General features: G+C 55.0%; 1 pseudogene. It reads right to left on the bottom strand.

Features of this window, described 5'->3' with window-relative positions:
* A pseudogene (locus tag QZ377_RS11920) lies at positions 1-300 on the bottom strand (nitrate reductase); the annotation flags it as partial.

Raw genomic sequence — 300 nt, 5'->3', positions numbered from 1 at the left:
CTACCCAGGTCCTGGGGGTTCCATCACCGGAGATATGCTTGGCCGACCAGGTCACATTGAACTTGAGGGCCTCAAGGATCTTCTGCTTGTTCTTTTCGCTGTAGTTGGTGGGTTCGTCACCCCAGCGGATGTCGTGGTACATGAAGTACTTCATGATCAGGTGGCCCATGTTGGTCATGGGGATCCAGATGAGCAGGAAGAAGCCCAGCAGCAGGTGCAGGCTGAAGAGCGTGCTGGTTTGCGGGGCAAAATTGAAGGTGAGCAGGTTGTAGATGAAGGTGCGGGCCAGCTCGAAATACG

The sequence above is a fragment of the Desulfovibrio sp. genome, from assembly GCF_019424165.1.
In the GTDB taxonomy this organism is placed as follows: Bacteria; Desulfobacterota; Desulfovibrionia; order Desulfovibrionales; family Desulfovibrionaceae; genus Desulfovibrio.
The sequence above is the reverse complement of the archived record's forward strand: the minus strand, read 5'-3'. Positions and strand labels throughout refer to the sequence as shown.